The sequence below is a fragment of the Gemmobacter sp. genome (genome assembly GCF_046292685.1).
Classification (GTDB): domain Bacteria; phylum Pseudomonadota; class Alphaproteobacteria; order Rhodobacterales; family Rhodobacteraceae; genus Wagnerdoeblera.
The window spans coordinates 23,621-37,593 of record NZ_JBKBQM010000008.1; the positions used below are offsets into that span (position 1 = coordinate 23,621).

Below are 13,973 nucleotides of genomic sequence, written 5' to 3' on the forward strand. Positions count from 1 at the left end.
TGCTCCGCTGCTGGATCAGACCCTAGGCGGCGGCGCGGAAAACGCAAGGGCGGGCGCCGGTGCCGGGGGCTTGCGGCGGGGGATGCCGCGTGAAAGGGTCGCGCGCGGCGCAAGTGCGGGCAGCGGCCGGCAGGCGCGCACCAAGGCAGGAGCAGGCAGGCTGACACGGGCGCAGGCGGGGTTGCTGCTGATGCTGGGCGACGGGGAGGGCAAACTGACGGGCGATCTGCTGGCCCCGGACTGTATGCTGCTTTGTTCCGCCATCGTGCTGATCGCGCGGGGAAAGCCCGGGTTCGACATGCTGAGGGTGCTGTGCGTGACCATGCCTCTGGCTGGGCTGGCAGCCTGGCCGATGGCGGATTTCGCAGGGTTCACGCCGCGCCAGTGGGGGTGGCTGGCGCATCTGGGCTGGACGCTGACCCGGCCTGCGGCCCGCGCCGCGGCGTGACCTTGCCCTTGGCACCGGCGCCATCCCGCTTTACCAAGGCGCCACGCCTGCCACCCGCCCCGCCCCGGAGGGCCCGATGAAAAAGCTGATGCCCATGCGCAACCCTGCCGAAACCGCCCGCACCCTGTCCGAAGCCCTGCCCTATCTGCAACGCTATGCCGGGGCCGTCGTCGTCGTGAAGTTCGGCGGCAACGCCATGGGCGACGAGGCCGCGATGGCCGAATTCGCCCGCGACATCGTGCTGATGCGGCAGGTGGGGGTGAACCCGGTTGTGGTGCACGGCGGCGGGCCGATGATCAATGACCTGCTGAAACGCCTCGGCATCCAGTCCGAATTCGTGCGCGGCAAGCGCGTGACCGACAAGGCCACGGTCGAGGTGGTGGAGATGGTGCTGACCGGCCTGGTCAACAAGCGCATCGTGCAGGCCATCATGGACGAAGGCGGCCGCGCCGTGGGCCTGTCGGGCAAGGACGACGACCTGATGGTGTGCGAGCCCGACGACCCGGAACTCGGGTTCGTCGGCAAGCCGGTGGAAATGAACGTGCAGGTGCTGCGCGACCTGTTCGATGCCGGGATCATCCCGGTTGTCGCGCCGGTGGCCACGGGGATGAACCCGAACGAAACCTTCAACGTCAACGGCGATACTGCCGCGGGCGCCATTGCCGGCGCGCTGAAGGCCGACCGCCTGCTGCTGCTGACCGATGTGGCCGGCGTCAAGAACCAGGCAGGCGAGATCGTGACCCAGATGACCCCCGACGAGGTGCGCGCCATGATCGCCGATGGCACCATTTCCGGCGGCATGATCCCCAAGACCGAAACCGCCCTGGCCGCGGTGGAACAGGGCGTGCGCGCGGTGGTCATCCTCGATGGCCGGGTGCCGAATGCCTGCCTGCTGGAGCTGTTCACCGACCAGGGCGCGGGCAGCATGATCCGCTCTACCGAGCCGCGCATCAAGCCGCGCCGGTGAGCGGGCTGGCCGAGATCGCGGCCCGGCTGGCCGAACACCGGCTGGCGGTGATGGGCGGCTTTCACCCTGCGCCCGAGGATGGTGCGCCGCCGGGCACGCAAACCCTGCTGCTGGTCGGCCCGGCCGAACCGGGGTTCTGGGCGCATCTGACCGTGCAAGCCGAATGGCTGGACGGCGCCCCCGACCCGGTGGACCGCTGGTCGCGCCGCATTCTTGGGCGGCTGGCCTGCGACCTGGGCGCCAAGGCGGTGTTTCCCTTTGGCGGGCCGCCCTTTGCGCCGTTCCAGCGCTGGGCCAAGGCGACGGGCCGGGCCTGGGAAAGCCCGGTGCGGCTGCTGGTGCATGACGTGGCGGGGCTGATGGTCAGCTATCGCGGGGCGCTGGCGCTGAAGGCGCGGCTGGACCTGCCGGCAACCGGCCCGCGCCCCTGCGACAGTTGCGCCGCGCCCTGCCTGACCGCCTGCCCGGCGGGGGCGCTGACCGGGGCGGGCTACGACGTGCCGGCCTGCCACGCCCATCTGGACCGCGACGGCCAGGCCTGCCTTTCGGGCGGATGTCTGGTGCGGCGGGCCTGTCCCTTGTCGGCAAGCTATGGCAGGGTGGCAGAACAATCCGCCTATCACATGAGGCAGTTCCACCGATGAGCACCCTGCGCCTGATCCTGACCCGGCACGCCAAGTCCAGCTGGGACGACCCCACCCAGCCCGATCACGACCGCCCGCTGAACGCGCGCGGCATCCGTGCCGCCGGGCTGATCGGGGGGTGGCTGGCCTCGCGCGGGGACGAGCCGGGCGAGGTGCTGTGCTCCGATGCCTTGCGCACCCGCCAGACCTGGGAGGGGATCGCCCCCCACCTGTCCGGCCGGCCCGAGGTGCGGTTGAAGCCGTCGCTGTATCATGCCGGGCCCGATGTGATGCTGGCAGTGCTGCGCGGCGCGACGGCGCCGGTGGTGATGATGCTGGGCCACAATCCCGGCATCGCCGAATTCGCCGCCCGGCTGCTGGCGCAGCCCGCGGTGGCGCCCGAGTTCCTGCGTTACCCCACCGGGGCCACGGCCGTGATTACCTTCGACCAGCCCGCGTGGGAAAAGGTCGGGTTCGGCACCGGCGCCTTGCTGGATTTTCTGGCCCCGCGCATGCTGGAGGCCTGAGCACCCGCGCCGGCCGCGCCGGCAAATCCGCGGCTTCGGCGGAAAACCGCTGGACAGTCGCGCCTTGCGCCCACAAACAGGGGGCGGGGTATTTGCAACATGCGACAGGACTTGCGGCCAGGGGTGACGCGGGATTCCGGCCCGGCGGGGCGGCCGGCCGTGGGCCTGCGTCTGGCCTTGCTGGGCGGGTGCGAAATCGCCGGCCCCGACGGGCGGGCGGTGGTGCTGGCCTCGCGCAAGGCGCGGGCGGTGCTGGCGGTGCTGGCGCTGGCCGATGGCATGGTGCTGGGGCGCGACCGCATCTGCGGCCTGCTGTGGGCCGAGGCGGCCGAGGAACAGGCCCGCGCCTCGCTGCGCCAATGCGTCAAGCTGATCCGGCAGGCGCTGGGCCCCGCGCTGGAGGCGGTGTTTCGTGCCGACCGGCTGAGCCCGGCGCTGGACCGCCAGGCGGTGGCGCTGGATGTGGCCGAGGTTCTGGGCCGGGTGGCGGCGGGCGATGTGGCCGACCCCGCGCTGTTGCGCCCTGAGCTGCACGACAGCCTGCTGCAGGGGTTCGAGGGGCTGGACCCCGGGTTCGATGCCTGGCTGGCGGTGTGGCGCGAAAGCCTGCGCCGGCGGGTGCAATCGGTGCTGGAGGCCGCCATCGCCGCCGATCAGCCCCCCGCGCGGCAGGAACAGGCCGCGCAGGCGCTGATGGCGCTGGACCCGGTGCACGAACCGGCCTTGCGGATGCTGATGCGCCTGCGCGCCGCCCGCGGCGACCGGCCCGGCGCCTTGCGCCTGTTCGAGGCGTTCCGCGCCCGGCTGAAGGCCGATTACGACGCCGACCCCGACCCCGAGACCCTGGCCGCCGTGGCCGCCTTGCGCGAGGATGCGCCCCCCCCGGCCGCGCCGCCGCCGGGGTCCGTGCCCGCGGCGCCGTCGCCCGATGCTGCGGCCACGGTCATTGCCGTGGTGGCCGAACGGTCGGGCGATGCGGCGGCCGACGCGGCCTGCCGGTCGTTCGCTCTGGCGCTGGGGGGGATGTTGGCGCGGTTCCGGCACTGGACGGTGGTTGCGGCCACCCCGGCCGAGGTGGCGGCGCTGCCGCCGGGGGGGCATGTGCTGCGGCTGGCGCCCTTGCCCGCGCCGCAGGGGCTGGCGCTGGCGGTGCAGCTGGCCGGGGCCGGGCCGGGGGGCGCCACGCTGTGGACCCGCACGGTCGACATGGCCACCGGCGCGGCGCTGGCCAGCCAGGAAACCGTGCTGCGCGGCATCTGCGGCGCGCTGGACGTGTATCTGTCGCAAGCGCGGCTGGCGCAGCTGCGCCTGCGCGCGCCGCATTCGCTGAACGCGCTGGAAAAGTGGATGCGCGGCCAGCAACTGATGGATCAGTGGGATCCGCAGGCCGATGCCCGCGCCGAAGCGTTGTTCCAGGAGGCGATCCACGCCTGGCCCGATCATCCGACGCTGCTGGCCAACCTGGCCGATCTCTACAACTCGCGCCACCTGATCTATCCGGGCGTGCGCCGCCGCCCCGATCTGGAACGCAAGGCGATGCAGCTGGCGCGCCGCGCGGTGGCGATCGACCCGCTGGACCCGCGCTGCCATGTCACGCTGGGCTGGTCGCTGGCGATGGCGGGGCGGGTGGAACAGGCCGGGCACAGTTTCCTGCGCGGGCACGAGCTGAACCCGGCCGACCCGGCCATCGCCATGTCGGCGGCGCATGGCCTGGGCGTGCTGGGCCGGCTGGACGAGGCGTTCCGCCTGTGCGGCGCGGCCTTTGCCTGCCACCCGGCGCCGCCCTGGACCTTCTGGGGGTTCGAATCGAACCTGCGCTTCCTGGCCGGCGATTACCGCGGCGCGGTGGACAGCGCCGAACGGTCGGGCGAACTGGTGGCCAATATCCTGGGCTGGAAATGCGCGGCCCTGGGCATGCTGGGCGACCCGCGCGCCGCCGCCGACGGGCGCGAGTTTCTGGACCGCATCCGCGATGCCTGGGTGCCGCCCGACCCGCCCGACGATGCCCTGGCGGTGCAGTGGTTCGTCGAAATCTTTCCCTTTGCCCGGCCGGCGCAGCGCGCGCATCTGTGCGAGGGGTTGCGGCGCGCGGGCCTGCCGGTGTGAAGGCCCTGCGCCCCTGCGGGACCGCCCGGCATCCCGCAGGATACCGGGCGGCTGCCCCGAGGCGGGGAGGGGAGCTGCGCCCTTCCCGAGGCGGTGGCCGCAGGGCGCGCCTGCCCCTTGGCCCAATGACTTGTGGTAAAAAGGTCTGCCTGAAAATCCTTGTGGCGGCCCCGGTGGCGGGCGGGGCCGCGGTCCGGGCTGCCTAGCGGCAGTAGCTGAGCGTGTAGTCGCCCACCCGGAACTGGTAGAACTCCTCGCGGCTGGCGCTGCTGTTGCCCGATGCCCATTCGGCGTATTCCTGCGGCAGCGGGTAATCGGCGCCCGGCTGGCGGAAGCGGCACAAGGCGGCCTGCGCCATGTCGGCCGGCGGCACCATCGCAATGAACGTCCTGGGCGGGCGGGGGACAAAGCGGATGTCCCAGTCCGCGGGCACGTCGATGCCGAAATCGGCCAGCACCGCGCGCATCACGTCGTCGGGGATGCGCGCCGGGTCCAGCTCGCCCAGGGCCATCTTGAGGATCAGCCGCCCGAACCCGGCGAAGCTGGCCGAGCCGGGCACCTGCCGCAGCAGCGTGGGGTCGGCGCTGGCGCAATCGAGCGCATAGTCGCGGGCAAGGATATCTTCGACCTCGGCCTTGGTCATCGGTGCGGGGGTGTCGGGGGTCATGGCTGTCTCCTCTCGGTCGGGGCGGTGGCGCTTTTGTCGGGGTTCGCGCGCCCGGGCTGCGCCTGCCCGGGGTATGGCAGGGGCGTCAGGCCGGCGGCGGGCCGGCGGCAAAGGCGACCAGATCGGGCAGGGTGGCGGGCAGCGGCTGGCCGGGCGGGGCCAGTTCGCGCCACAGCGCATCGGCCGCGGCATCCAGCCCGGGTTCGCCGCCGAAGCCGGGGTCGGCCAGCGCCATCGCAAAGGTTTCGGCCAGCAGCGCCCCGCCAAGCGGGCCAAGGCGGGCGCCGTCGGCGAAATGCGCGGCTTCGGCCAGCACATACCAGAACAGCGGCGTGCGTTCGGACAGCAAGGCGATGTCGGCTTCGGACGGGCACTGGCCGGCGGTGCAGGCGGCGGTGCGCCCGGCGCGCAAGGCGGCGGCAATGGCGGCCGGGCTCATCACCGCGTCGGGGCCGATCCAGCCGGCGGCCTGCGCCTCGCGCGCGACCGCCTGTGCGGTGGGCAGGCGCGCCATCAGCCCCTTGGCCATCGTGCGGAACGCCAGCCCCAGGCGGAAGCCGGCCAGCCCCGGCAGCTCGGCCGGTGGGGCGATGCGGGTGCCGGGGTGGTTGCGCAGCGGTTCGGCCAGTGTCGGCCCCAGCCGGCGGGCATGGTTCATGCGCGGGTGCGGCGGCTGGCCGGGCAGGGCCAGGAACAGGCCCCAGTCGATGACCCAGCTGTCGTCCACCGGCAGGTCGCGGCTCGGGCGCATGCCGAAAAAGTCCATCAGCCGTTCCAGCCCGGCGGCGCCGGCAGGGCCGGTTTCTGCGTGCACCGCGTTGAAGTCGTAGCGGGGTTGCACCAGCGCATGACCGAAGCGCAACACCGCCAGCGCGGCTTCGAGGCTGACCGAAGGGTGCGGCCGGGTCTCGGGGGCAAAGGCACGCGCCAGCGTTTCGGGCGCCACCAGCCGGGGCAGGAAGTCGTGCCGCAGGATGCGCCGGTAGGAGGAGGTGAGAAGGCAGCGCGCCGCCTCGAACGGGCGGGCCAGCAGGCGGTGGTGGGCGTTGCCGGCGACGGCGCGGGCATGGGCCAGGTCGTGCAGGCGGTTGTGCGCCTTCATGAACAGCACGGCAAGCTGGCTGAGGATGAGGTTGTCGGCGTTGCGGGTGTCGGCCAGCAGCGGGTCCATCCGGGGATCGTCCGGTGCGTCGCCGGTGGCGGGGCCGAGGGGGATGCGCGGGATATCCTCTTGCCGGGTGGGGCGGCCGGCGGAGTCGCGCATCCAGCCCAGGCGAAAGCGCGCGCGGTGTTCGGTTTCCTCGGTCGGTTCGAAAAAGGCGGGGCTGCCGCCCGGCCCGCCACCGTAAAGCGAGGCAAGATCCAGCGCCGGCGACTGGATATTGCCGAACAGCCGCCGCGGCAGGTTGCGGTCGCGGGTGGTGCGAAAGCCTGCGGAATTGACCAGATCGTGCACCGCGAACTGCCCGAGGTAGGTATAGGCCGCCGGCAGCGGGCCGTCGGGCGCCACGCGCAGCGCGCCAAGGTGCATCTGGGTGGCCAGCCGCGCCAGCACCGGCAACCATTCGGTCGCGCCGGGGCCCGGGCCGGGCGCATCCAGCAGGTCGCGGGGGGTGTAGTCGAAGCGCGGCTCGTAGCGGGCAAAGCCGGGCTCGGGCTCCGCCTGGGCCGTTTCGGGCTGGCCGGCCAGGCGCAGCCAGTCCTGCAACATCAGATCGAACCCTTGGCCGTGGCGCATGGCGGGTTTCCCTTGTTCGCTTCAGCCGGTTCGCAAGGCGGGTTCGGCCCGGTCCGGGCGGCCCAGCATCGCCAGCGGCGTGGCGCAGGCCACCAGCTCCGGCAGATCCTGCGTCGGCGGTTCGGTCGTCGCGCGGGCGAGGGCAGGCCAATCCAGCGCCGAAGGCGGTGTCGCCGGGTCGATCTCGGACCGGCAGATCACCAGCCCCAGCGCAGGGTAGCCGGCCCAGAGCTGCCGCACCAGCATCGCCAGCATCGCCACTTGCCAGGCCGAAGGTGCGGCGCCGGGCCGGGCGGCATCGGCCGCCAGCAGCACCGACAGGCAGGCGTGGTTCAGCCGCGGGCGGCCGCCGGCGATGGCCGGGTGGGTCAGGTGCCGCGGCAGATGGCGGGCGCTGCGGCCTTCGGGCGCGGCCGACCAGATGAAATGCGCGTGCTGCGGTTCGGGCCGGGCAGGGACGATCCAGTGCCAGCTGGCGCGCCCGGCCTGCATCAGCGCCATCGCGGTTTCGGTGCCCGAGCGTTGGGCCACATGCACCACCAGCGCCTCGACCCCGAACACCGCATCGCCGATCCGCCGCGCGCTGGCCCGGCGCCACAGGCTGCGGGCGCCCGGATAGGGCTCGACCGGGGCCGGGGGGGCGCGCAGGGGGCGCTGCGCGGGCGGCAACGGAAACTGGCGGGCCCACAGTCGGGTCATGAACATCCGGCACCTTTCGATTCGACGTGCCGGCGGCGGTGGTGGTGCCGCCGGCAGGATCCGATTCGCACAAGCACCGTGAATGCAGCGTGATTGCACCGGCCTTGCAGTGCTGGCAGGCTGCGGGAAACGGCCGGGCACACCGGCGCGGGCGGGAGGGGCGGCAGGATGCAACCGGCGGATTTCGCGCAAGCCGCCCGGGCGCTGGCGCAAGGGGCGGGCGGCGTGCAGGTGCCGGGGCTGGCGCAACCGCTGGGCCCGCCGGATGCGGCGCTGGCGCGGCTGGCGGGGCTGTGCGACCGGCTGTTCCTGGTGCGCCCGCCGGGCGCGGCGGGGGCGGTGCTGTGCGCTGCCAGCCACAGCCCCGCGCCGGGGCAGCGCGCCCATGCAGCCGGGCTGGGGCCCGACGGGCGCAGCGCCTGGACCCGCGCCCTGGGCGAGGTGGCCGAGGCGCGCGCACTGGTCCGTGCGGCCGACGACTCGCGGTTGCAGGCGGGGCAGCTGCCCTTGCTGGACGCCGACCTTGCCCCGGCCGGCACGATTCCGGCGGACCTCGTGCTGCGCGCGGCCGGCGACCGCGCGACGGTGCATGGCGTGGCGGCCGGCGCCGACCTGGCGCAAGCCGCCCGTGCTGCCTGGTCCGAGGCGGTCGAGCGGCATGCCGTGGCGCTGTGGCTGGCGGGCGCCGCCCCCGCCCGGCCGCTGGACCCGCCCGCCAGCCTGCGACGGTTCGAGGCCGCGTTGCGCGGCGGCGCGGTAGCGGCCCCCTTGCGGTTCCTGCGCTTGCCGGGGGCGGTGCCGGGGCTGGCGGTGGTGGTGGCCCTGTCCGATGCAGGGCCCGGCCCGGTGGCCGGCTATGGCTGCGCGCCCGACCCCGTTGCCGCGGCCTGCAAGGCGGCGACCGAGGTCGTGCAAGGCGAATTCGCGTTGTACCTGGAAACGCAGGCCTTGCCCGCAGGCGCCGCGCCCGTTGCGCCCGACGGGTTTGCCGCCCGCGCGGCCCGGCTTGCGGCGCGGCCCGACCTGACCCGTCCCGTCGCCGGCGCGCTGGAACCGGGGCCGACCGTCCGGCCGTGCTTTGCCGTGCTGACCCGTCCGCAGGACGGGGTTCCGGTGCTGCGGGTCGTGGCGCCCGGGTTGATGCACCCCCCGGCAGGCATGGTCTGACCTTTCAGAACTCACGCGAAAGCCCGAAGGACATGCGCGCGTTGCGAAAGCTGTGCAGCGCGAGGGTAGAGCGTTGCCGGTCGATGCCCAGTTCGAGCACCGGGGCAAAGCCTTGCAGGCTGATGGCGCGGTGCAGGACACGCGCGGTCAGGCTGGTGCGCCGGTCTTGCCGGACGAGGCCGAACAGCGGGTCGGCGGCATCACGGCGGGCGCGCACATGCGTCAGGTCGAGGCCCAGCATCAGACCCCCGGCAAAAAGCTTTTGCACCCCCAGCGTCAGCCCCGCGCTTTCGCCGGCGTTCCAGGGGGCGCGGGCACTGGTGCGTTGGGCAAACAGGCTGGCGCGCAGCAGCACATCGGGCCGCGGTGCCTGCACCCAGGTTGCCGACACGCCGAGGCGCCGGCCATCCTGCGCGGTCAGCGCGGGGTGGCGCCAATGCTCCGTTTCGGCCCGAAGGCGGAACTGTGCGGTCTGACCGACAGGTTGCGCCCACTCGGCGCGCAGCCCCAGAGCGCGCCCCAGCGTGGCGCCGCCCGTCTTGCGGTGCAGAGCATAGAGGCCAAGGGCGCGGACCCCCCCCGCAGGCCCGGTCGCCTGCAGGCCCAGATCCCCGCGCAGGATCACGTCGTTCAGCGCGGGCTGCCGGAACAGCCGTGCATCGACCGATGCCCCGAGCCGCAGCCGCATGCCCGTATCCCCGACCCGCGGCAACAAGGCCCCGCCAAAGGCCAGATGCAGCCCGGTATCGGCCCGCGGGGCGGCGCCGGGATTCAGCCGGAACTCCAGCCCGCCGATCAGCAGGCTGTCGCCGTCCATCCGCTGCCCGGGGTTCGATTCGGGCACGATGGCCAGCCGGACCCAGGCCTCCCAGGCCTTGCCGCCGTCGATGCGCTGCAACAGCCGGTCCAGCCGCGCCCGATCGGCAGCGGTCATGCCCCGGGCGCTGCGGGCCTGCACCAGATGGAACCGCGCCCGGTCGCGCTGGCCGATGGCCAGCAAGGCGCGGGCCAACTCCAGCCGGTAGGAGGGGTTGTCCGGTTCGGCAGAGACCAACCGGTCCAGCAAGGCTGCTGCGGCATCCGGGCGCCCGGAATCGGTCAGTGCCACGGCCTGCGCCCAATCGGCCGATGCGGCGGCCCCGGCTTGTTGCGCGCCGGCGGGCGTTCCGACCCAGCACGCCAGCAAGGCCAGCACCGCCAAGGGCCATGCGGCACGGCGCAAGCGCGCGCTCCGCGACACTGGCGGCCGGGCAACCTCGATGGGGAAGGTTGCCCGGCCCCACGTCCGGCACGGGGACTGGCCGAACATGGATCGGATTACTTTTCGGCGTACCAGGTGCCTGCCACGGTATAGCTCGACGGGCCCATCGGCCCCCACCAGGAACCGCCGGCCGGCCCGCTCATCGCCTGGCCGCCGGGGCCGAAGAAATTGCCGCCGGTCTGCAGGATGACAAGGCCCTTTTCGCCGTTCACTTCCAGCTCGCCGGCCATGTTGGCCATGATGGCGCCGGTGCGCAGCGTGGTGGTGCCCACGACCGGAAGCGTCATCGTGGTTTCGGTGATGTCGACCGCTTGCGGCAGGCTGCGGGCCTTGCCCTCTGCCGTGGTGACTTCGCCGGCAAAGGCGACATCTTCACCGTTGACGGTGCCGCGGAAATTGCCGGCCTTGCCCGACATTCCGGTCGTGCGGTCGGCAGAGGCGGCGCCCAGGTCGATGGTATATTCCAGATCCGCCAGAAGATCGCCGATCTTGGTGCTGCCTTCGTTGAGCGCCAGCTTGGCTGCGCCGGAGTAGGTGGCGGTTCCGGTCGCAGGCATGTCGCTGGTGGGCGCAAGGCCGGTGATGCGATTGTAGGCGGCATCGAATTGCGCGACGGTTGCGCCACCACCGCCGCCGCCACCGCCGCCACCGCCACCGCCGCCCGTGTTGAGGCAGCCGGACAGCGCCATGCCTGCCCCGAGAACGAGGCAGAGGTGGATCCTGCGTCGCGCGAAAGTCATCCGGGTCTCCTTGTCTTGCAAAGTCTGACGGTGTCATGCGGGGCGGCTGGCGAGCAGGGCCGAGGGCAGCCCCACAGGACAACGCGAAATTGGCGCAGCGGGCCGGCTGGGTCTGCCCCCTATTCAGGGGGGGATGCGTGGCAAGGATTTCGGTTTAGGCTCGGAACCCGAGTCGTCTTCTTGCCGGAACCGCCGATGCCGCGCCCGTTGCCCCGTTCGCTGACCACGCCGCTTGCGCTGCTGACGCTGGCCTTGCTGAGTGGCCTGGCGGTGGCAGGTGCGGTGCTGTGGCTGGCGCTGGCGCAGCCCTGGCTGGGTGTGCGGCTGGCGCCCGGCACCGACCAGGCGGGCGTGATGGTGGCCGGCATTGCACCTGGCGGCCCGGCGGCGCAGGCGGGGCTGCGCACCGGCGACCGGCTGTCCGAATTGGCGGGGGTGGTGCTGGAACCCGGCGATCTGGCCGAAGAACCCGACATGCTGGAAAGCTTTGCCGCCTACGACCGCTTTCTGGCCCGGCAAGGCGCGCTTGCCGCCGCGTTGCGCGCGCCGATCGGGGTCGGCTTGCGGCTGGCATCCGGCGAGGAGTTGCGGCTGGCGCCCGCGCCCTGGCGCCCGGTCGCCACGCTGCCGCTGGCGTTCTGGGTGCAACTGGGCGTGGGGCTGTTCGGCTTCTGGGTCGGCGGCATGGTGCTGGGCCTGCGCCGCGGCGGCTGGGCCGAAACCTGCCTGTTCCTGGCCGGGGTTTCGCTGATGGTCTCGGCCCATGCGGCGGCGATCTATTCCACGCGCGAGCTGGCGCTGCCCGAGGCACAGTTCCGCGTGCTGTCGGCGGCGAACCATCTGGGGGCGCTGGGGTTCGGCGCGGCGATGATCTGCCTGTTCTGCAGCCACCCGGTGCCGCTGATCCCGGCGCGCTGGCGGCTGGTGCTGGCCGGGGTGCCGCTGCTGTGGTGGCTGGGCAATACCTTGCGCCTGTTCCCCGACCCGGCCACCGGGTTCCAGTTGCCCGTGCTGCTGGCCTTGCTGGCCATCGCGGTCTGCATCGGCTTGCAATGGCGCGCCACCCGGACCGATCCGCGCGCCCGCGCTGCCTTGCGCTGGTTCGGGCTTGCGGTGCTGATCGGGGCGGGGGCCTTTGTGGCGACGGTGATCGTGCCGATCCTGATCGGGGTCGAGGCGGCGTTGCCGCAGGGGCTGGCCTTTCTGTTCTTTCTGCCGATCTATGGCGGGCTGGCGCTGGGGGTGGCGCGCTATCGGCTGTTCGAGCTGGAGGACTGGGGCTTTCGCATCCTGTTCTATCTGGGCGGGATGGTCTTGCTGGTGGCGCTGGATGCGGTGCTGATCCTGCTGGTGGCGGTGGACCGTGCGCCGGCCTTCGGGCTCGCGTTGCTGGCGGTGGCGCTGCTTTACCTGCCGATGCGCGATGCCCTGGCCCGCCGCCTGTTGCCGGGGGCCCGGCCGCGCCCCGAAGGCACCCTGTTCGGCGCGGTGACCGATGTGGCGCTGGCCCCGCCCGGCATTTCGCAGCAAGACCGATGGCGGGCCCTGTTGCAGGCCGAGTTCGAGCCCTTGCGGATCGAGCCGGCACCCGGCGCCCCCGACCGCCCGCGCCTGGCCGAGGACGGGGCGGCGCTGGACCTGCCGGGGGTCGATGCGCTGCCGGCGCTGCGGCTGGTCTGGGCGCGCGGCGGGCGCGGGCTGTTTTCGCCGCGCGATCTGGCGCGGGCCGGCGAGATCGCGGCGATGCTGGCGCAAGCCAGCGCCAGCCGGCGTGCCTATGAAACCGGCGTGGCCGAAGAACGCGCCCGCATCGCGCGCGACATGCACGACAATATCGGCATTCAGCTGATGGGGGCGCTGCATTCGCCCACGGCGGCGCGCAAGGATGCGCTGATCCGCGAAACGCTGGGCGACCTGCGCGACATCATCTCGAACGCCAACCGCGGCGATCTGGCGCTGTCCGACCTGCTGGCCGACCTGCGCGCCAGTCTGGGCGAACACCTGTCGTCGGCCGGCATCGCCTTGCACTGGCAGGCCGACGACGAAGGCCCGGCGCATCTGCCGCAGCGGCACGCCCATGCGCTGCGGTCGATCCTGCGCGAGGCGGTCGGCAATGCGATCCGCCATTCGGGGGCCGCGCGGGTGGAGGTGCGGGTGCACCAGACGGCGGCCGGGCTGGAGCTTTCGGTGCAGGACGACGGGCGCGGGCTGCATGCCGCCGGTGCCGCGCAAGCCGGCGGCGGGCACGGGCTGGCCAACATGCGCGCCCGGGCCGCCGGTCTGGGCGGGTCGGTGCATATCGAGCGGGCAGCCAGCGGGGGCACGCGGCTGCACGCGCTGTTGCCGCTGGCGGGAACGGCAGGCGAAAGGGCAGTCGGATGAACGCGGTCCTGATCGTCGAGGATGTGGCCGAAACCCGCCGCTGGCTGGGCGAGCTGGTGCTGCAGGCCTTTCCCGGCGCCCGCCTGACCGAGGCCGCCACCCAGCGGGCCGGCCTTGCCGCGCTGCGCGACAGCTTCGACCTGGCGCTGATCGACCTTGGCCTGCCCGACGGCACCGGGCTGGAGGTGCTGCGCGCCTTGCGGGCCCAGCAGGCCGGGGCCTTGTGCGTGGTGACCACGGTGATGGGCGACGATGCCAGCATCGTCGCCGCGCTGTCGTCCGGCGCCGACGGTTACCTGCTGAAGGAACAGCCCGTCGAGGTGCTGGTGCGCCAGTTGCGCCAGCTGTCGCTGGGGGTGCCCGCGCTGTCGCCGGCGGTGGCGCGCCGCATCATGGACCATTTCCGCCTGACCGGCCCCGCCGCCGCCCCCGAGGCCGAACTGACTGCGCGCGAAACCGAGGTGCTGGGCCTGATCGGCCGCGGCATGCGCAACAGCGAGGTGGCGCAGGCCCTGACGCTGGCCGAGTCGACCGTGGCGGGCTACATCAAGTCGATCTACCGCAAGCTGGGCATCTCCTCGCGCGCCGAAGCCTCTTGGCACGCGACCCGGATGGGCCTGGGCACGCGGCCGAAGGCCGATGGCTAGG

13 protein-coding genes are annotated in these 13,973 nt (G+C 73.0%); 8 read left to right on the forward strand and 5 right to left on the reverse strand.

The window, feature by feature from the left end:
* Window positions 1–190: 190 nt before the first annotated feature.
* The 5 genes from ACK4S2_RS03700 (at window position 191) to ACK4S2_RS03720 (ending at window position 4,671) form a co-directional block, all read left to right on the forward strand.
* Window positions 191–448 carry a hypothetical protein gene (locus ACK4S2_RS03700; RefSeq protein ID WP_409620442.1) on the forward strand — a complete coding sequence of 86 codons (258 nt, stop codon included), beginning with the start codon at window positions 191–193 and terminating at the stop codon, window positions 446–448.
* Window positions 449–542: 94 nt separating this feature from the next.
* On the forward strand, window positions 543–1,415 hold the full coding sequence (gene argB, locus ACK4S2_RS03705; RefSeq protein WP_409620537.1) for an acetylglutamate kinase: 873 nt from the start codon (window positions 543–545) through the stop codon (window positions 1,413–1,415).
* Between the two features lie 50 nt (window positions 1,416–1,465).
* Entirely contained in the window at window positions 1,466–2,059 is a 594-nt protein-coding gene (locus ACK4S2_RS03710) for a ferredoxin (protein ID WP_409620539.1), read from the forward strand.
* A complete protein-coding gene (locus tag ACK4S2_RS03715) occupies window positions 2,056–2,565 on the forward strand; it encodes a SixA phosphatase family protein (protein ID WP_409620444.1) in 510 nt (169 codons plus the stop codon). The genes ACK4S2_RS03710 and ACK4S2_RS03715 overlap by 4 nt, the downstream gene beginning before the upstream one ends.
* 123 nt (window positions 2,566–2,688) lie before the next feature.
* A complete protein-coding gene (locus ACK4S2_RS03720; RefSeq protein ID WP_409620446.1) occupies window positions 2,689–4,671 on the forward strand; it encodes a BTAD domain-containing putative transcriptional regulator in 1,983 nt (660 codons plus the stop codon).
* Between the two features lie 202 nt (window positions 4,672–4,873).
* Here the strand turns inward: ACK4S2_RS03720 and ACK4S2_RS03725 are convergent, their stop codons facing one another.
* The 3 genes from ACK4S2_RS03725 to ACK4S2_RS03735 all read right to left on the reverse strand — a co-directional run bounded on the left by ACK4S2_RS03725 (window position 4,874) and on the right by ACK4S2_RS03735 (window position 7,775).
* Complete coding sequence (locus tag ACK4S2_RS03725; protein WP_409620448.1) at window positions 4,874–5,338, reverse strand: hypothetical protein; 465 nt, start codon at window positions 5,336–5,338, stop codon at window positions 4,874–4,876.
* 85 nt (window positions 5,339–5,423) lie between these two features.
* Window positions 5,424–7,076 (reverse strand): peroxidase family protein, encoded by a 1,653-nt coding sequence (locus tag ACK4S2_RS03730; RefSeq protein WP_409620450.1) that lies wholly within the window; start codon window positions 7,074–7,076, stop codon window positions 5,424–5,426.
* Between the two features lie 21 nt (window positions 7,077–7,097).
* Entirely contained in the window at window positions 7,098–7,775 is a 678-nt protein-coding gene (locus ACK4S2_RS03735; RefSeq protein ID WP_409620451.1) for a hypothetical protein, read from the reverse strand.
* A gap of 168 nt (window positions 7,776–7,943) precedes the next feature.
* Between ACK4S2_RS03735 and ACK4S2_RS03740 the strand changes: the two genes are divergently transcribed.
* The gene (locus ACK4S2_RS03740) at window positions 7,944–8,942 is read left to right on the forward strand and encodes a YcaO-like family protein (protein WP_409620453.1); all 999 of its coding nucleotides are present in this window, start codon (window positions 7,944–7,946) and stop codon (window positions 8,940–8,942) included.
* A 4-nt stretch (window positions 8,943–8,946) separates the two neighbouring features.
* Here ACK4S2_RS03740 and ACK4S2_RS03745 read toward each other — a convergent pair whose 3' ends face one another.
* Window positions 8,947–10,164 carry a porin family protein gene (locus tag ACK4S2_RS03745; protein ID WP_409620455.1) on the reverse strand — a complete coding sequence of 406 codons (1,218 nt, stop codon included), beginning with the start codon at window positions 10,162–10,164 and terminating at the stop codon, window positions 8,947–8,949.
* Window positions 10,165–10,259: 95 nt separating this feature from the next.
* Complete coding sequence (locus tag ACK4S2_RS03750) at window positions 10,260–10,943, reverse strand: hypothetical protein (protein WP_409620457.1); 684 nt, start codon at window positions 10,941–10,943, stop codon at window positions 10,260–10,262.
* Window positions 10,944–11,138: 195 nt separating this feature from the next.
* Between ACK4S2_RS03750 and ACK4S2_RS03755 the strand changes: the two genes are divergently transcribed.
* Window positions 11,139–13,325 (forward strand): ATP-binding protein, encoded by a 2,187-nt coding sequence (locus ACK4S2_RS03755; protein WP_409620459.1) that lies wholly within the window; start codon window positions 11,139–11,141, stop codon window positions 13,323–13,325.
* On the forward strand, window positions 13,322–13,972 hold the full coding sequence (locus ACK4S2_RS03760) for a response regulator (RefSeq protein WP_409620461.1): 651 nt from the start codon (window positions 13,322–13,324) through the stop codon (window positions 13,970–13,972). Before ACK4S2_RS03755 ends, ACK4S2_RS03760 begins: the two co-directional genes overlap by 4 nt.
* The last annotated feature ends 1 nt before the right edge of the window (window position 13,973 follow it).

Excerpts from the sequence above, each read along its gene's own strand:
- ACK4S2_RS03755 (WP_409620459.1), top strand. The coding sequence starts at position 11,139 with ATGCCGCGCCCGTTGCCCCGTTCGCTGACCACGCCGCTTGCGCTGCTG.
- ACK4S2_RS03735 (WP_409620451.1), bottom strand. The coding sequence starts at position 7,775 with ATGACCCGACTGTGGGCCCGCCAGTTTCCGTTGCCGCCCGCGCAGCGC.
- ACK4S2_RS03750 (WP_409620457.1), bottom strand. The coding sequence starts at position 10,943 with ATGACTTTCGCGCGACGCAGGATCCACCTCTGCCTCGTTCTCGGGGCA.
- ACK4S2_RS03715 (WP_409620444.1), top strand. The coding sequence starts at position 2,056 with ATGAGCACCCTGCGCCTGATCCTGACCCGGCACGCCAAGTCCAGCTGG.
- ACK4S2_RS03700 (WP_409620442.1), top strand. The coding sequence starts at position 191 with ATGCTGGGCGACGGGGAGGGCAAACTGACGGGCGATCTGCTGGCCCCG.
- ACK4S2_RS03760 (WP_409620461.1), top strand. The coding sequence starts at position 13,322 with ATGAACGCGGTCCTGATCGTCGAGGATGTGGCCGAAACCCGCCGCTGG.
- ACK4S2_RS03740 (WP_409620453.1), top strand. The coding sequence starts at position 7,944 with ATGCAACCGGCGGATTTCGCGCAAGCCGCCCGGGCGCTGGCGCAAGGG.
- ACK4S2_RS03725 (WP_409620448.1), bottom strand. The coding sequence starts at position 5,338 with ATGACCCCCGACACCCCCGCACCGATGACCAAGGCCGAGGTCGAAGAT.
- ACK4S2_RS03730 (WP_409620450.1), bottom strand. The coding sequence starts at position 7,076 with ATGCGCCACGGCCAAGGGTTCGATCTGATGTTGCAGGACTGGCTGCGC.
- ACK4S2_RS03710 (WP_409620539.1), top strand. The coding sequence starts at position 1,466 with ATGGGCGGCTTTCACCCTGCGCCCGAGGATGGTGCGCCGCCGGGCACG.
- argB (WP_409620537.1), top strand. The coding sequence starts at position 543 with ATGCGCAACCCTGCCGAAACCGCCCGCACCCTGTCCGAAGCCCTGCCC.